The sequence below is a fragment of the Adlercreutzia muris genome, assembly GCF_041223505.1.
Taxonomy (GTDB): Bacteria; Actinomycetota; Coriobacteriia; order Coriobacteriales; family Eggerthellaceae; genus Adlercreutzia; species Adlercreutzia muris.
On record NZ_JBCLQK010000002.1, the window covers coordinates 271,003 to 286,159 of the forward strand.

The following is a 15,157-nucleotide window of genomic DNA, read 5'->3' on the forward strand; positions in this document are numbered from 1 at the left end:
CTGCGCCAGTTCGCCCGGGAGGCGGCGCGGTATATGGTAGGGGCGGTGGGACTCGAACCCACAATCCGAAGAGGCGGATTTTAAGTCCGCTGCGTATGCCAATTCCGCCACGCCCCCACGGCACGACTCTCGGTGTCCGCCCATGATACCACGACCCGCCCGGGACGCTGCCGGAAGAGCGGCGAGACGCGAGCGGGACTCGGATGCGACCCGGGGAATTAATCTCCGGTTAATCGAAAGCTTAGGCAAAAATTAGCGCCCATCGCGTCCGAAGGGGGTTACTATGGGGCATGCAGGGGCGATGCCCGCAGCGGTGCGTCGAGGGGAGGCGGATGTGAAGGCGCGAAACGTCAGCTTACGCGTGATATGCGTGCTGGTGCTGACGGCGGTGTTCGTTGCGGCAACGGCGGCCTTCACCTTCTTCGACATCCGCACCCAGACGGAGCACATGGAAGACTCGCTGGCCGAGGAGGCCCGCACCTTCGCCCGCGAGATGGATGCCGTCTGGCAGTTTATGGACAATTCCCAGTACACCATCAACAACACCAGCGACGGCGTGTTCGAGTTCAAGGGCCTGCACTGCGCCATCGTGGGGAAGAGCGTGGGGGCCATCTTCTCGGCGGGCAACGACTACTCCATCAGGTACACGAACTTCGAGCCGCGTCGCGCCCAGGACAAGCCCGACTCCTTCGAGGCCGAGGCCCTCACGTTGTTCGGCGAGGGCTCTGCTATCGAGCACTACCGCATCGTCGAGGACGATGACGACGCCGACCGCGCCCAGACCTCCGCCGACAGCGGGGCTGCCCAGTTCCGCTACGTGCAGGCCCTGCGCGTGAACGAGAGCTGCCTGGAATGTCACGGGGAGCCGGCCGGCGAGATCGACATCACGGGCTTTCCCAAGGAGGGTTGGACGCTCGACTCCGTCGGCGGCGCCATCAGCGTGGTCATTCCGCTCGAGCAGCAGTACCAGGCCCTGCGCGACAACGTGATACGCGACGTGGCGTTCTTCCTGCTTTTGGCCACGTTCATCGGCATCGTGGTCTTCGGGCTCATGACCGCGTTCGTGCTGCGCCCCCTCGAGGCCATGAAGAGGGCTTTCGGCGCCGTGGGAGAAGGCCGGTTGGAGCACTCCATGGACGATGCGGGCACCGCCCGCGAGATCGCGAGCCTCATCGAGCGCTTCAACGCCATGGCCAAGGAGCTGCGCGTGACGTACGCGGGCCTGGAGGACCAGGTTGCGGAGCGCACGCGCGATCTGCGGCGCGCCAACGAGGAGCTCGCGGCGCAGCGCGACAGCCTGGAGGCCCTCAGCGAGAAGCTGGCGAAGGAGTCGCAGGTCAAAAGCGACTTGCTCTCCATGGTGAATCACGAGCTGCGCACCCCGCTCACGTCTATCATCACGCTATCGCAGATCGCCCTGGAATCGAACGGGGGCGACGTGGAGGAGCGGAGCAGCTGGGAGGAGGTGCGCAAATCCAGCTCGGTGCTGCTCGGCATGATCAACAACATGCTCGACATCGCGCGGTCCGATGCCGGCGCGATGGCGGTGAGCAGGGAGCTCATGGATTTGGGCGACATCGTGGCGTCGGCCCAGGGGACTATCGGGCCTTTGGCGGTCGGCGCGCGCGTGGGCCTGAAGACGGCGGTGGCCCCCGACGTGCCGCTCGTGAACGGCGATTACGAGAAGATGCTGCGCATCCTGGAGAACTTGGGCACCAACGCCGTGAAGTTCACCTCGCCGGGCGGCACGGTTTCCATCGAGGTGACGCGCGAGGCCGCAAGCGGAGACGTGCTAGTGCGCGTGCTCGACGACGGCATCGGCATCGCCGAGGAGGACCGGGAGCGCATCTTCGACCGCTTTTTCCAGGTGGACAGCTCTGCAACGCGCGTCTACAACGGCAGCGGACTGGGGCTTGCCCTGGTGCGGGAGTACGCGGTGGCCCAGGGCTATGCGGTGTCGGTGGAAAGCGAGCTGGGGCGCGGAAGCGCGTTCACCGTGCGCATTCCGGCCAGCGAGGCGGTGGAGCTGGGGGACGAGGAGTAGCGGGGGCGCCGGAGCTCCGGCGTCCGGAGGCTCGGCCGGCGCAGCGGCGCCGACGGGGGCGGCGATACGAGGGCAAGGCGAGGGCAATGCGCGGACAAGGCGAGGACAAGGAGGCGGCATGTACAAGGTGATGCTCATCGACGACGAGGAGAGCCTGCATGTATCTATCGAGAAGCTGCTGACGCACGCGGGCTACGAGTACTGCGGCGCGCGCGATGCCGAAAGCGGCATGGAGATGCTCGTGGCCGAGCGGCCCGATCTGGTGCTGCTCGATGTGATGCTGCCGGGCATGAACGGCTTCGACCTCTGCGCGCGCATCCGCGGCGAGGGGCGCCGCATTCCCATTATCTTCCTGTCGGCGAAGACCGATATCGTGGACAAGTCCATCGGCTTTCGCGCCGGCGGGGACGACTACGTGACCAAGCCCTTCGATGCCACCGAGCTGCTGCTGCGCATCGAGGCCCATATTCGCCGACACCACGACACCATGGAGTTCGCGCGGTGCACCAACCGCGACGGCTCGGTGACCATTGGGGATTTGGAAGTGCGCTTCGACGAGTACCAGGTGCTCGTGAAGGGCAAGCCCGCGAACTTGACCACCAAGGAGTTCGAGATCGTGGCGTTTCTGGCCACCCACCCCGGCAAGGTGTTCACCCGCGGCCAGATTCAGGAGTACATCTGGGGCGAGGGCGAGGCCGATGTGCGCAGCAACTCCATCACCGTGTTCGTGCGCAAGATCCGCGAGAAGATAGAAGCGAACCCGAGCGAGCCCAGGTACCTGCTCACCGTCCAGCGCGTGGGCTACAAGATGGCCGACGGGTTGGACACTTAATATCCCATACATATGTACTCATATTTTTACCAAATAACCGATATTAATTCGTCCAAATAGGCGGTATTGTTATTGCCAAATAACCGATATTGTTCTAATATGCCTGATAAAGGGAGGGCTTATGAAGAACTATTATCCTCGTGTCATGGATTCAATTCTCGACTTCAGTCTTCGTGCTTCGGGAGCCGTTCTCATACGAGGGCCGAAATGGTGCGGCAAGTCCACCACTGCCGAGCAGCGAGCGGAAAGCGCCGTCTATATGCAAGATCGCGAAACGAGCGCGCAAAATGTCGAACTGGCCAAGAACGCCCCCTCGCTTTTGCTGGCCGGGCCGACTCCTCGCCTTATTGACGAATGGCAGGTCGTTCCCCTTCTGTGGGATCAAGTTCGCTACGAGGTCGACAGGCGCGATGAAAACGGGCAGTTCATACTCACGGGTTCAGCAACGCCTCTAGCCGATCCCGAAGGAGACGAGTCAAGCCCCTGCGAGCACAGCGGTATCGGTCGCATCAATCCCCTCACCATGCGGACAATGTCTCTTTTCGAGTCCCAGGAGAGCACCGGTGCGGTATCGGTTGCCTCTCTGTTTGCGGGCGAGGAGATAGAGCCGGCTCGATGCGACTTGACCTTGCAAGACTACGCTTATTTGGTCTGCCGGGGCGGATGGCCGCGGGCACTTGGACTTGACCGTGAAGCGGCGCTCGAGCAAGCCTATGTGTTCTACAATGGTCTCGTCTATGACGACATCAATCGCGTCTTTAAGCGTGCGAAGAACCCCGAGCGCATCAAGCGCTTCATGCGTTCTTATGCGCGAGCTGTGGCTACCGAAACCTCGATTGCGGAAATCCGAAAGGATATGGTGGTCAACGACGATGCAGCCCTAAGCGACGAGGCCATAGCGCTTTACATCGCGGCAATGGAGAAGCTTTTCGTGATAGAGAATCTTCCAGCTTGGAATCCCAATCTGCGCTCAAAGACCGCCGTAAGATCATCGGAAACGAAGCATTTTGTCGATCCCTCCATCGCTACCGCCGCTTTGGGGCTTGGGCCTGCAGACCTTATCAACGACCTCGCGACCTTTGGCCTTCTGTTCGAATCGCTCTGCGTGCGCGATTTGCGCGTATATGCCGGCGAGCTAAAAGGCCAGATCTACCACTACCGAGACAAGAAAGGCCGGGAGGCGGATGCGGTTATCCACTTGCGCAACGGCTGCTGGGCCCCTGTGGAAGTAAAACTTGCAAACCAAGACAGCATCGAGGAGGCGGCGGCAAACCTTATTAAGTTCGCAGCCGACATTGACACCAGCAAGATGAAGCCGCCGAGCTTTCTCATGATCGTAACGGCGACTCCCTATGCCTACCGCCGCGAAGACGGCGTCTATGTTGTGCCGTTGGGATGCATTCGACCATAGGGTGTCTCGTAATCACGCCGACCAGTGGCTGGGGAAGCGCAAAGACGGGCAAATGCGCGGGCGCACGTAGAATTGGCCTCGGTTCTCAACCCCTCGGCCTGCCGTTGTTCAACTCCCGCAATGAGCTATCGCCAAATCCGAAAACGTCTTTGGCCAAGACCGAAGTTTCAATCGTCCTTTTGATCTTAATATCCCGTTAATATCGAATTAACTCAAAGCTTATCCGCAGCGTATCGCTATTAATCGGGGGCTTGCCTAAAGTGGGATCATCGAAAAGCCCAATGAGGAGAGGCTTTTCTTGCTCGGGCGGTTCGGCGCCGCAACCCTCCCCGACGCCGTCGCGCGAGCCCGCGAGGGAGTGAGAGGAGTACAACATGAGCGAATCGAAGACGGTTGCACGTTTCTCGCGCAGAAGCTTTATCAAGGGAGCTGCTGCCCTGACGGCCACCGGCGCCTTGGCCGGATGCACGCCTGTGGCCGACAACTTGTCCGAAACGGGTGGTGACGCCGCGCCCGCAGTGGCGCCCGACGAGATCTTCTCGGGCGTGTGCCGCGGCAACTGCGGCGGTGGATGCTTCCTGAACGTTCATGTGCGCGACGGCCAGGTGGTGCGCACGAGCGCCCGCGATATGCCCGACACCCAGTACAATCGCATTTGCACTAAGGGCCTCACCCACGTGGGCCGCATCTACGGCGCTAACCGCGTGCTGTATCCTATGAAGCGCACCGGTGAGCGCGGCTCCAACGATTTCGAGCGCATCAGCTGGGACGAGGCGCTGGCCACCATCGCCGAGAAATGGCAGGGATATATCGATGAGTTCGGACCGACGGCCATCATGTTCTTCCTCGGGTCGGGCAACTACGCCGCCCTCAGCGGCTCTTGCAACGGTGTCGGGGCCTACCAGCGGTTCGTGAACGCCCTGGGTTGCTCCTACTGCAGCTTGGACGTGGATGCCGGCGTGGGCTATGGCAGCGCCCGCGCGACGGGCGGTATCGATCTCGGCCACGAGCTCACCGATCGTATCAATGCAAAGGTTCAGGTCATCTGGGGCAACAATCCCACCATTTCCCTCATGCACACCATGCACTGGTTCATGGAGGCCCAGGAGAACGGCACCAAGCTCATCGTCATCGATCCAGTGTACAACGCCACGGCCTCGAAGGCCGATTGGTGGATTCCCGTGAAGGGCGGTACCGATGGAGCTTTGGCGCTCGGCATGCTCAACGAGATGTTCGAGAAAGGTTGGATCACCGACGAGTTGCTGCGGGCCAACACCAATGCCGATCTGCTCATCAAGGAGGACGGCACGTTCTTGCGCATGAGCGATCTGGGCGTGGAGCCCACCGAGGGCGACCCTGATCCGGTGACCGGCGAGCCTGCCATGGTGAACCCGCTTGCCGTGTGGGACGAGGCCGCAGGCAAGGCCGTGCCCTTCGGGGAGGCGACCACCACGGCGCTAACAGGTGTTGCCGAGGTGGGAGGCATCAAGGTGCAGACGGTCTACGACAACGCCATGGCCTGCATCGCCCAGTACCCCGTGGAGAAGGCTGCGCAGATTACCGGCCTTTCCGAGGGCGATATCCGTGAGCTGGCCCGCGTTTACCACGAGGACGGCCCGGTGACCACCGAGGTCATGATGGGTATGAACCATTATCGCAATGCCCACTACAGCTCATGGCCGGTCTACCTGGTCACCCTGCTGACCGAGAACTACGGCAAGCCCGGTGCCACAATCGGCCAGACCGAGGAATACCTGCCTCAGCTCCTGTTCTCGAACCCGGCGGCCTATACGCCGGTGGACGGGGCGGGCAACCCGGCTCCAGGTCAAGCGAACCTCATCCATACGGTAAATTTGGGCGATGTGCTGGATTCGGGCACGTATCTGGGCGAGCCGCTGGTGCTCAAGAGCCTGTACGTGCACTGCTCCAATCCTGTGGTCACCATGTGCGATCACGATTACACTCAGAACTGGTTCGACAAGTTCGAGTTCGTCGTCGTGGCCGACATGTGCATGACCGAGACCTGCAAGCATGCTGATATCGTGCTGCCGAGCGCCCACTGGTTCGAGCAGCTCGACCTTGGTTTCCTGTTCTCAAGCCATCCGTATCTGCTGCTGCAGGAAAAAGCCGTCGAGCCGGTGGGAGAGGCAAAATCCGACTTTGAGATTTTCGGGCTCATCCTGGACAAGCTGGGCAAGGGGGAGTTCTGGGGCATCACCGAGGAGGACTACCTTGCGACCCTGCTCGATACCGATTACTGGAAGGGCGTCGGCTGCACGCTCGACGCACTTAAGGAGAAGAAGGCCACGCGCATCTATCCCGAGGGCACCAAGTATCCTGCCTCCACGGTGATGGGTACCGAGACTGGCCGCGTCCAACTGTACCAGGAAACTGTGGTGCCGGCCTACGTATCGGGTAAGGAAATCGACGAGTCCATTGAGCACGGTCTGCATTGGGAGACTCCGACCTTTGCCGGCGAGGACCGCAACTATCGCAAGCAGTATCCCTTCCACCTGCTGTCCGAGCACATGCGCACCCATACCCACACGCAATGGTGGGACTGCGACTATGTGCGCGAATGGGAATCGGAGCCTATTGTGCGCCTGAACCCGGAAGATGCCGTTGAGTTGGGCATCGCCGAGGGTGACACGGTGAAACTATACAACGATCAGGGCTTCGTGGTCATGAAGGCGGCTATCAACGGCGGCCTGCCGCGCGGCATGGTCAGCTCGGCCCGTAGTTGGCAAAAAGACGACTTCATCGACGGTCACTACGCGAGTCTGCCGTCGCGAGAGTACAACCAGGTATGTGCCAACCAGGCCTTTAACGACGTGGCTGTGGCCATTGAGAAGATGTAGGGAGTGATTAACCATGACACGTTACGGAATGGCCATCGACCTGAATCGCTGCTATGGTTGCCAGACCTGCGCGGCCGCTTGCAAGATCGCCAATAACCTGCCCGTCGGCATGCACTTCAATGTGGTGTACACCAAGACCGACGACGATTTCACCACCATGGGCCAGGCCACGGCCACGGGCAGCCTGGCTGCCGATTGCGCGGGGGGCACCTACGATAAGCCGACGCTGTGGTTCCTTCCCATGCAGTGCCAGCATTGCGAACATCCCGCCTGCTTGGCGGTGTGCCCCACTGGCGCCACGCAGCAGCGCGAGGACGGCATCGTGTGGGTCGATGACGAGCTGTGCATCGGTTGCGAGGCATGTGCCAAGGCCTGTCCCTACGAGGGCGTGCGGACACTTATCGGCGATTCTCCCGAATTCTATCTCGACATGGCCGTAGGCGAGGCCGATGCCCCGGCCCACAAGGCCGGCACCATGGAGAAGTGCACCTTCTGCCACAATCTCATCGATCGGGGCGAGGTGCCCGCCTGTATGCAGCTATGCCCGGGTCGCGCCCGCTACTGGGGTGATTTGGATGATCCGGAATCAGAGGTGTCCCTGGCCATCGAGGGGCGCGACTGCGCGTTCTTCAACGAGGCGGCCGGCACCGAGCCGCGGGTCTACTATCTGAGGTAATCGATGGGGGGCTCCCTTTCGGGAGCCCCCTCGCCCGGGGCTCTGCTTCACCGTCTTGTGCGGAGGTTTGGCGTTTTGCCTTCTGATTGGGGCATGGCCGCGGAGCCATAATAAGAGGGAGGGGAAGTGGATCATGGATCCTGATTTGATGAGGGTCGTGGGTTTTGCCGATGGCTGTGAGCTCATGGCGGCCGCTTTTGCTTTTCCCGCCCCTGCGTTGGCTGCAGCCCTTTGCGATGGCAGCTTCCTTCAGGACGCCCAGGATTGTCTGGCCGATGTGGGAGCCGTCGCGAAGTCGGCTGATGCTCTCAAAACCCTCTATGACGCAGAGCCCGATCAGGTCTTCGACGATTTGCGAGCGGCCCACACGACGCTTTACCTGCTCCCGGGCGGAGAGGCAGCCCTGTGGCCCTACGAGGCGGCGTTCCGCCACGATTGCGACGGTCGCCTGGGATTGCCGGCGCTCTTCCGCTCCCCGTGCCAGCTCGATGTGGAGCGGCATATGCGGGAGGCGGGGGTGATGCCCGTCGATGCTCGCCGCGAACCCTCCGACAGCGTATGGAGCGAGTTCTCGTTCCTGTCGTATCTGTACGGAAGCCTGGCTGCGGCGCTGCACGAGGGCCGCGGGGGCGATGCTGCTCGGTGGCGGGTGCGCATCACGGCCTTTTGGTCCGAGCACGGCTCGCAATGGCTCCCCGCGTTCATGAGGCAAACGCAGGCGGAGGCGCCCGCCCTGCCCCAGGCCTCCCCGTACGCTGCCTTCGCCGCCGCAGGTCTGGCGCTGGTCGAGGCTATTGGAGCTGATGTGACGGCCTGCAGTGAGAGGGGTTGCGCCAGCGGCGGCGAGGATGGCTGCGGCATCGGCTGAGGTCGGCGGCTTGAAGAGATGCCCTTCGGGGTGGTGAGAGAGGTGGTTGAAATGGATTTTCTCCTGGTTCTCGCAGTGGCCTGCGCGGCTTCAGTGGCATTGCGTCATCCGCTGCATAAGTGGCCGGTGGCGTTCTACGGGTTGGCCGTGGTGGCCGATGTCACCTACATCGTCGGTATCGAGGGGTTGCTTCCCCGTGCCGTGATGGGGCCGCTCACGCTGCTTATGGGCAAATGCATGCTGTCGCTGGCGCTGTTTGTGGTGGTCATGTATGTTGGCGTGTTTGTGAAGGGTTCGCGTGCTCACCAGTGGCTGAAGCCGGTGCGCAGCGAGTTATCCATTATCGCTTGCATTTTGGCCTGCGGGCACATGGCGGTGTATCTGGCGTCTTACGCGCCGCGTCTTGGGTCGGCCATGGGCTCCAACGTGGTGGGTGCTCTGGTGGTGGCGGTGGCGCTGCTGGTGCTTCTGCTGGTCTTAGGCACGACGTCGCTCGGCTTCGTGAAGCGCCACATGCGCACCGAGAGCTGGAAGCGCTTGCAGCGCTGGGCCTACGTGTTCTTCGGGCTGGTGTACGTACACCTCATGCTCATGCTGGCACCGGCGGCGAGCCGCGGGGGCGAGGCGGCGGTGGCGAGCGTGGCTGCGTACACGATGGTTTTCGGTGCCTACGCCGTGCTGCGCGTGCGGCGGGCAACCTTGGATCGCGGTACCGGGCACGGCGCGGCCCCGATGGCCCGAGAACTCGACGACGCTCCCGCAACCTGTGCGTAGCGTCCCTGCGCCTCGTCGGGAGGTCGACAGGGCGCGAGTGGGGCGCGAGCGGGATTTGGGCGGGACGTGAGCGCGGTGCTGGGGAGCCGCCGTAGAATCTTACATTCTTGTCGATGGGCTGATCGGCGCGGCGGCGGTGGGTTGGCCGTGGTATTATGATTCGATGCTGAAACGACCGCCCTCTGGCAAGAAAGCGCTATGAAGAATATCTCAGACATCCTCGCCGGCGTCGATGAGACGCCCACCAGTTTCGAAGCCTATCTCAGGAGTTATGCCGATCCGGTCGGGGAGCTCGTCAACAGCTACATTCCCCATGGCACCCACGGGGATATGGACCGCTACCTCTACGGGCCGCTGTACCAGTACAGCGAGAACGCTGGCAAGCGCCACCGCCCGCTCATCTGCTATGCGGCTTGCCTGGCCGTGGGGGGCGATCCCGATCGCGCCACCACGTCGGCGGCGGCCATCGAGCACTTCCATTCCGCGGCCCTTATCCACGACGACATCGCCGATGAGGCCGAGCTGCGCCGCGGCGAGCCCTGCCTGCACCTCACCGAGGGGCTGGGGCTTGCCATCAACATGGGCGACTTGGCGCTTTCCATGGTGAACGGGCCGGTGGTGAACGATCCGCTGCTCGACGATGCCACCAAGGTGCGCGTCATCAGCGAGCTCATCGCCATGACCTGCCGTACCGTGGAGGGCCAGGCCCTCGATTTGGGTTGGGCCCGCGATGGCCGTTACGACATCACGCCCGAGGACTACCTCACCATGGCCGTCCACAAGACGGCCCACTACTCCGGCGCGGTTCCGCTCGCCGTGGGCGCTATCGTGGGCGGCGCCACCGAGGATCAGGTGGGGGCCCTGCGCAGCTACGGGCTCGATACCGGCCTCGCCTTCCAGATCCAGGACGACCTTCTGAACCTGGTGGGCACCGACGAGGCCAAGAAGAAGGACTTCCGCAGCGACATCACCGAGGGCAAGCGCACGCTCGTGGTGGTGCACGCCCTGCAGAACGCCGCGCCTGCGGCCCGCGAGCGCCTGATTGAGATCCTCTCCGCGAAGGAGCGCGATCCCGAGGTGCTGGCCGAGGCCGTGGCCATCATGGAGGAGGCCGGGTCCGTGGAATATGCCCGCACCTATGCCGAGGAACTCAGCCAGAACGCGAAGGCACGGCTGGTGGCGGCCATCGAGCCGTCGCCCTACCGCGATCTGCTCGTGTCCATGGCCGACTGGTTCGTGAACAGGTTGAAGTAACATGGAGCCTATCAAGCGCAACGATACCGGCGCCGCCGTCGAGGACGTGCAGCAGCGCCTCGCCCGCATCGGGCACCTTTCCGAAGATGCCGTCTCGGGCACCTTCGACGATGCCACGACCCAGGCCCTGGCTGCATTCTGCGCCACGGTTTCGCTGCCGGTGGCCGAGGAGGTGACGGAGAAGGTGTGGTCGGCTTTGGTGGACGCCTCGTTCAACCTGGGCGACCGCACGCTGTACTTGCGCATGCCCTACTTCCACGGCCATGATGTCTACGAGTTGCAGCATGCTCTGGGGGCGCTCGGATTCTTCTACGGGGCCGACGACGCCATCTTCGGCGCCCATACCGAGGATGCCCTGCGTCGCTTCCAGCTGAACATGGGGCTGCCCTCCGACGGCATCGCCGGGGCCTACACCTACGGGGCCCTGCGCAACCTCGCCCACTCGTGGGTGGGGAAGGAGGCCACTCACAGCCCGGCGCGCCACCTCGGCTTTGCTCGGGCGGCCGACGTGCTGGAGCGCAACGCCGTGTGTTTGTTCGGCACCGACGATTTCTCGCGGTCGGTGGCTTCGCGCATGTCGAATTTGGCCGTGGCCACGAACCCCGCTTCGAAGATCATCAGCGCCGACAGCCTGTCGGTGCCCCCCGATGCCTCCATGATGCTCGTGCACGTGCTGCTCTCGGCCGATGATGCGGAGGCGGGCGTGCCGCTCGTGTCCTACGAGGACGAGGATAGCCTGGCGCTGCGTCTGACTTCAGCCGCTGATGTGGCTCGCGATGCCCCGTGGCCCCGTGTCTCGGTGCTGCTGCCGGGAAAGGTGTGGCTGGAAGCGGGTCCCGAGCGCTCTGCCCAGCACTACGCCATCACCCTGCTGGACGCCCTCTGCTCGGCCCTTCAGGAATAGGACGGGGCACCGCCGCCCCTCTTGCCCGCTGACACTCGAGCGCCGCCCTTCGGGGCGGCGCTTTTGCATGCCCTTCCGCCTGTCCGAGTTGCGCACGCCCCTGTTCTACGCCTCGGTGAAGTCCTGCGGCTTTACCCTGTGCACCACTGACGGCGTGGTGGTAAACGACGACTTGCAGCCCCTGCGCGAGGACGGCACGGTGATCAAGGGCGTCTATGCCGTGAGCAACGACGGCGGGTGCTTCTACAACGGCACCTACCCGAACCTGGCCGCGGGCCTGAACGCGGGCAAGTGCGTCACCTTCGGCCGTATGGTCGGCAAGATGCTCGCCGAGAAGTAAGCCAGACAACTCCCATTTTTCGCGAAGTCGCCGGCGCCCGTTCCTCTCTGCGGGCGCCGGCGACTCCTTTACGTGGAAATTCTCGCAGATGGCCGCAGGGAAACCGATTGGAAATTGACGCGGTGCTACAATTATGCGGTTTTCAGTAAGGTTTGCGTTGCGTAAAGGAGCTTCCCTTGACTCGTCCCATGACCATGGCGGAGAAGATTCTCGCCGCCCATGCGGGGCTCGACGAGGTGGTGCCCGGCCAGTTGATCGAATGCGATCTCGACCTGGTGCTCGCCAACGACGTCACGGCCCCCATCGCCATCAAGACCGTGCGCGAGATTACCGATCGCGTCTTCGACGCCGATCGCGTGATCCTCGTGCCCGATCACTACGTGCCCAATAAGGACATCAAGAGCGCCGAGCAGGCCAAGATTGTGCGCGATTTCGTGCGCGAGCAGGGCATCTCCCACTACTACGAGGTGGGCTGCATGGGCGTGGAACACGCGCTTCTGCCCGAGCAGGGCGTCGTGGGCGCGGGCGACCTCATCATCGGCGCCGACAGCCACACCTGCACCTACGGTGCCTTGGGCGCCTTCTCCACGGGCGTGGGCTCCACCGACGCCGGCGTGGGCATGGCCTGCGGCAAGGCCTGGTTCAAGGTGCCCGAGACCATTAAATTCGTCATTAACGGCAAGCTTGCTCCGGGTGTGACCGGCAAGGACGTCATCCTGCACATCATCGGCACGATCGGCGTGGACGGCGCCCTGTACAAGGCCATGGAGTTCACCGGCAGCGCCATTGCGACCATGCCCATGGACGAGCGCCTCTCCATTTCGAACATGGCCATCGAGGCCGGCGGCAAGGCGGGCCTCATCCCCGTGGACGACGTGACCCGCGCCTACATGGACGGTCGCGTCGAGCGCCCCTACACCGCCTACTACTCCGACGAGGACGCCGAGTTCGCCCAGGTCATCGAGATTGACGCCGCCGACATCGTGCCGACGGTGGCCTTCCCGCACCTGCCGAGCAACACGCGCCCGGTGGCCGAGGCCCGCGACGTGAAGATCGACCAGGCCGTCATCGGCAGTTGCACCAACGGCCGCTTGGACGACATGCGCCAGGCCGCCGCGGTACTCAAGGGACGCACGGTGCACCCGGACGTGCGCTGCATCGTCATCCCGGCTACCCAGCAGGTATACCAGCAGTGCATCGCCGAGGGGCTCATGGACATCTTCATCAACGCCCACTGTGCGGTGTCCACCCCCACCTGCGGGCCGTGCCTGGGCGGCTACATGGGCATCCTGGCCGCCGGCGAGCGCGCCATCGCCACCACCAACCGCAACTTCGTTGGCCGCATGGGCGACCCCACGAGCGAGGTGTACCTCTCCTCGCCGGCCGTGGCCGCCGCCAGCGCCGTGCTCGGCCACATCGGCCTTCCGGAAGACTTGGAGCCGGTCGCCTGCGCGGCCGAATAGGGAAGGGAAGCCTCATGCAATTCAAGGGAACCGTGCACCGCTACGGCCGCGACATCGACACCGACGTCATCATCCCGGCCCGCTACCTGAACACCTCCGACCCGGCGGAGCTGGCCAAGCACTGCCTGGAGGATCTGGACACGGAATTCGTGAACAACGTGCAACCGGGCGACATCATTGTGGCCGACGAGAACTTCGGCTGCGGAAGCTCGCGGGAGCACGCGCCTATCGCTATCAAGGCGGCCGGGGTGGACGTGGTCATCGCCAAGAGCTTCGCCCGCATCTTCTACCGCAACGCCATCAACACGGGGCTGGCCATCATGGAATGCCCCGAGGCGGTGGAGGCCATCCGCAACGGCGACGTGGTGAGCGTGGATGCCGACAGCGGCGTCATCGTCGACGAAACCACGGGCGCGACCTTCACGGCCCAGCCCTTCCCGCCGTTCCTCATGGAGATCATCAACGCCGGCGGTCTGGTGCCGCGCTGGCAGAAGAAGCTCGGGAACTAAGGCGCGAGAGGAAGAGGGAAGCTATGACGACTACCTACAAGATCTGCCTGCTGCCCGGTGACGGTATCGGGCCGGAGATTATCGCCGAGGGCGTGAAGGTGCTGAACGCCGTGGGCGCGAAGTACGATACGGCCTTCGAGTACGCCGATGCCCTTATCGGCGGCGCGGCCATCGATGCGACCGGCGAGCCTCTGCCGCAGGCCACGCTGGAGGCGGCCCGTGCGTCGGATGCGGTGCTGCTGGCCGCGGTGGGCGGTCCGAAGTGGGACACCACCGACCCGAATGCCCCGCGCCCGGAGCAGGGGCTGCTCGGCATCCGCAAGGAGCTGGGGCTGTACACCAACCTGCGGCCGGTGCAGATCTTCAACGCCCTGGCCGACGCGTCCACCCTGCGCCCTGAAATCGTGGACGGCGTGGACATGATGATCGTGCGCGAGCTGACGGGTGGTCTGTACTTCGGCCGTCGCGAGCGCTTCTATGACGAACCGGCCGCCGGAGTGGACGGTGCCCCGGGTCAGCGGGCCTACGACACGCTTGAGTACTCCGAGTACGAGATCGAGCGCATCGCCCGCCAGGCCTTCGAGATCGCCCGCAAGCGTCGGGGCAAGGTGACCAGCGTCGATAAGGCCAACGTGCTGGAGACGAGCCGTCTGTGGCGCGAGATCGTGCATCGCGTGCATGACGAGGCCTACGCCGATGTCGAGTTGGAAGATCTGCTGGTGGACAACACCGCCATGCAGCTTATCAACCGCCCGGCTGACTTCGATGTGGTGGTGACCGAGAATATGTTCGGCGACATCCTCTCCGACGAGGCGGCCCAGATCACGGGCTCGCTCGGCATGCTGGCCAGCGCGAGTCTGGGTGATGGCGTGGCGCTCTACGAGCCGAGCCACGGCAGCGCCCCCGACATCGCCGGCCGCGGCATCGCCAACCCGCTCGCGCAGATCCTGTCGGTGGAGATGATGCTGCGCTACAGCTTCGACATGGCCGATGCGGCCGACGACATCCGCCGCGCCGTGACTGAGGTGCTCGACGAGGGCTGGCGTACCGGCGACATCAAGGACGCCGAGACGCCCGTCGACCACGTGGTCGGCACCGAGCGCATGGGCGACCTGGTGGTGGCGCACCTGTAGGGGCCGTTGGCGGTTTGGCGCGGCGTACCTGGTGGCCGAGCGTTTGCAAGAGCTCGGCGGGCGCACAGGCTCAACGGCTTTAGGCGGAGGC

13 protein-coding genes and 1 tRNA gene are annotated in these 15,157 nt (G+C 63.6%); 13 read left to right on the forward strand and 1 reads right to left on the reverse strand.

Translation table 11 applies throughout. From position 1 onward, the window contains the following. Positions 1 to 34 precede the first annotated feature (34 nt). Positions 35 to 117, reverse strand: a tRNA-Leu gene (locus AAK988_RS03435). Positions 118 to 334: 217 nt separating this feature from the next. Here AAK988_RS03435 and AAK988_RS03440 point away from each other — a divergent pair. The 13 genes from AAK988_RS03440 to leuB all read left to right on the forward strand — a co-directional run bounded on the left by AAK988_RS03440 (position 335) and on the right by leuB (position 15,066). Next, a complete protein-coding gene (locus tag AAK988_RS03440; RefSeq protein WP_289637390.1) occupies positions 335 to 2,044 on the forward strand; it encodes an ATP-binding protein in 1,710 nt (569 codons plus the stop codon). Between the two features lie 118 nt (positions 2,045 to 2,162). Continuing rightward, positions 2,163 to 2,876, forward strand: coding sequence for a response regulator transcription factor (locus AAK988_RS03445; RefSeq protein ID WP_369880419.1), 714 nt, complete (start codon positions 2,163 to 2,165; stop codon positions 2,874 to 2,876). 121 nt (positions 2,877 to 2,997) lie between these two features. Next, complete coding sequence (locus tag AAK988_RS03450) at positions 2,998 to 4,287, forward strand: ATP-binding protein (protein WP_369880420.1); 1,290 nt, start codon at positions 2,998 to 3,000, stop codon at positions 4,285 to 4,287. Positions 4,288 to 4,661: 374 nt separating this feature from the next. After that, positions 4,662 to 7,145 carry a molybdopterin-containing oxidoreductase family protein gene (locus AAK988_RS03455; protein ID WP_369880421.1) on the forward strand — a complete coding sequence of 828 codons (2,484 nt, stop codon included), beginning with the start codon at positions 4,662 to 4,664 and terminating at the stop codon, positions 7,143 to 7,145. Positions 7,146 to 7,158: 13 nt separating this feature from the next. After that, entirely contained in the window at positions 7,159 to 7,821 is a 663-nt protein-coding gene (locus tag AAK988_RS03460) for a 4Fe-4S dicluster domain-containing protein (protein WP_242370434.1), read from the forward strand. A gap of 133 nt (positions 7,822 to 7,954) precedes the next feature. After that, the gene (locus AAK988_RS03465) at positions 7,955 to 8,689 is read left to right on the forward strand and encodes a molecular chaperone TorD family protein (RefSeq protein WP_369880422.1); all 735 of its coding nucleotides are present in this window, start codon (positions 7,955 to 7,957) and stop codon (positions 8,687 to 8,689) included. A gap of 51 nt (positions 8,690 to 8,740) precedes the next feature. Then, a complete protein-coding gene (locus AAK988_RS03470) occupies positions 8,741 to 9,463 on the forward strand; it encodes a ferric reductase-like transmembrane domain-containing protein (protein WP_242370297.1) in 723 nt (240 codons plus the stop codon). Between the two features lie 198 nt (positions 9,464 to 9,661). Next, entirely contained in the window at positions 9,662 to 10,717 is a 1,056-nt protein-coding gene (locus tag AAK988_RS03475) for a polyprenyl synthetase family protein (RefSeq protein ID WP_160324833.1), read from the forward strand. Position 10,718: 1 nt separating this feature from the next. After that, positions 10,719 to 11,621, forward strand: coding sequence for a peptidoglycan-binding domain-containing protein (locus AAK988_RS03480; RefSeq protein WP_369880423.1), 903 nt, complete (start codon positions 10,719 to 10,721; stop codon positions 11,619 to 11,621). A 67-nt stretch (positions 11,622 to 11,688) separates the two neighbouring features. Then, positions 11,689 to 11,961, forward strand: coding sequence for an FAD-binding protein (locus AAK988_RS03485; protein WP_369880424.1), 273 nt, complete (start codon positions 11,689 to 11,691; stop codon positions 11,959 to 11,961). A 176-nt stretch (positions 11,962 to 12,137) separates the two neighbouring features. Next, positions 12,138 to 13,424: a 3-isopropylmalate dehydratase large subunit gene (gene leuC / locus AAK988_RS03490; protein ID WP_369880425.1), complete on the forward strand. Its 1,287-nt coding sequence runs from the start codon at positions 12,138 to 12,140 to the stop codon at positions 13,422 to 13,424. 14 nt (positions 13,425 to 13,438) lie between these two features. Next, positions 13,439 to 13,933: a 3-isopropylmalate dehydratase small subunit gene (locus AAK988_RS03495; RefSeq protein ID WP_304854114.1), complete on the forward strand. Its 495-nt coding sequence runs from the start codon at positions 13,439 to 13,441 to the stop codon at positions 13,931 to 13,933. Between the two features lie 23 nt (positions 13,934 to 13,956). Beyond that, on the forward strand, positions 13,957 to 15,066 hold the full coding sequence (gene leuB / locus AAK988_RS03500) for a 3-isopropylmalate dehydrogenase (RefSeq protein ID WP_369880426.1): 1,110 nt from the start codon (positions 13,957 to 13,959) through the stop codon (positions 15,064 to 15,066). The last annotated feature ends 91 nt before the right edge of the window (positions 15,067 to 15,157 follow it).

Excerpts from the sequence above, each read along its gene's own strand:
- AAK988_RS03445 (WP_369880419.1), top strand. The coding sequence starts at position 2,163 with ATGTACAAGGTGATGCTCATCGACGACGAGGAGAGCCTGCATGTATCT.
- AAK988_RS03450 (WP_369880420.1), top strand. The coding sequence starts at position 2,998 with ATGAAGAACTATTATCCTCGTGTCATGGATTCAATTCTCGACTTCAGT.
- AAK988_RS03455 (WP_369880421.1), top strand. The coding sequence starts at position 4,662 with ATGAGCGAATCGAAGACGGTTGCACGTTTCTCGCGCAGAAGCTTTATC.
- AAK988_RS03460 (WP_242370434.1), top strand. The coding sequence starts at position 7,159 with ATGACACGTTACGGAATGGCCATCGACCTGAATCGCTGCTATGGTTGC.
- AAK988_RS03465 (WP_369880422.1), top strand. The coding sequence starts at position 7,955 with ATGGATCCTGATTTGATGAGGGTCGTGGGTTTTGCCGATGGCTGTGAG.
- AAK988_RS03470 (WP_242370297.1), top strand. The coding sequence starts at position 8,741 with ATGGATTTTCTCCTGGTTCTCGCAGTGGCCTGCGCGGCTTCAGTGGCA.
- AAK988_RS03475 (WP_160324833.1), top strand. The coding sequence starts at position 9,662 with ATGAAGAATATCTCAGACATCCTCGCCGGCGTCGATGAGACGCCCACC.
- AAK988_RS03480 (WP_369880423.1), top strand. The coding sequence starts at position 10,719 with ATGGAGCCTATCAAGCGCAACGATACCGGCGCCGCCGTCGAGGACGTG.
- AAK988_RS03485 (WP_369880424.1), top strand. The coding sequence starts at position 11,689 with ATGCCCTTCCGCCTGTCCGAGTTGCGCACGCCCCTGTTCTACGCCTCG.
- AAK988_RS03495 (WP_304854114.1), top strand. The coding sequence starts at position 13,439 with ATGCAATTCAAGGGAACCGTGCACCGCTACGGCCGCGACATCGACACC.
- leuB (WP_369880426.1), top strand. The coding sequence starts at position 13,957 with ATGACGACTACCTACAAGATCTGCCTGCTGCCCGGTGACGGTATCGGG.